1 protein-coding gene is annotated in these 1,062 nt (G+C 36.3%); it reads left to right on the top strand.

All coding sequences use genetic code 11. From position 1 onward, the window contains the following. Window positions 1-101 precede the first annotated feature (101 nt). Window positions 102-1,062, top strand: a 961-nt coding sequence (locus ACIY19_RS10790; RefSeq protein WP_409003399.1) for an IS256-like element IS256 family transposase, incomplete at its 3' end; no start/stop codon positions are given.

The raw sequence follows: 1,062 nt of genomic DNA, 5'->3' as shown, positions 1-1,062 counted from the left end.
GATAAAGTCCGTATAATTGTGTAAAAGTAAAAAGGCCATATAACAGTCCTTTTACGGTACAATGTTTTTAACGACAAAAACATACCCAGGAGGACTTTTACATGACCCAAGTACATTTTACACTGAAAAGCGAAGAGATTCAAAGCATTATTGAATATTCTGTAAAGGATGACGTTTCTAAAAATATTTTAACAACGGTATTTAATCAACTAATGGAAAATCAACGAACAGAATATATTCAAGCAAAAGAATATGAACGAACAGAAAACCGACAAAGTCAACGAAATGGCTATTATGAGCGCAGCTTTACGACACGTGTAGGCACGCTAGAATTAAAAGTACCCAGAACACGTGATGGCCATTTTTCACCCACAGTGTTTGAACGTTATCAACGAAACGAAAAAGCCCTCATGGCTTCAATGTTGGAAATGTATGTATCAGGCGTTTCAACTCGTAAAGTATCAAAAATTGTGGAAGAACTTTGTGGTAAATCCGTCTCTAAGTCCTTCGTTTCTAGCTTAACAGAACAGCTAGAACCTATGGTTAACGAGTGGCAGAATCGTTTATTATCAGAAAAAAATTATCCTTACTTAATGACCGATGTACTCTATATAAAAGTACGAGAAGAAAATCGAGTACTCTCAAAAAGCTGTCATATAGCGATTGGAATAACCAAAGATGGCGACCGTGAAATTATCGGCTTCATGATTCAAAGTGGCGAAAGCGAAGAGACCTGGACAACATTTTTTGAATACCTAAAAGAACGCGGTTTACAAGGTACGGAACTCGTTATTTCTGATGCGCACAAAGGATTAGTCTCTGCCATTAGAAAATCCTTCACCAACGTAAGTTGGCAAAGATGCCAAGTTCACTTCCTAAGAAATATCTTTACCACCATTCCTAAAAAAAATTCAAAATCTTTCAGAGAAGCTGTTAAAGGAATTTTTAAGTTCACAGATATTAACTTAGCGCGTGAGACTAAAAATCGATTGATTCATGATTATATCGATCAACCAAAATATTCAAAAGCTTGCGCATCATTGGATGATGGATTCGAAGACG

The organism is Streptococcus sp. ST14, assembly GCF_046098195.1.
Lineage (GTDB): Bacteria > Bacillota > Bacilli > Lactobacillales > Streptococcaceae > Streptococcus.
The sequence above is the reverse complement of the archived record's forward strand: the minus strand, read 5'-3'. Positions and strand labels throughout refer to the sequence as shown.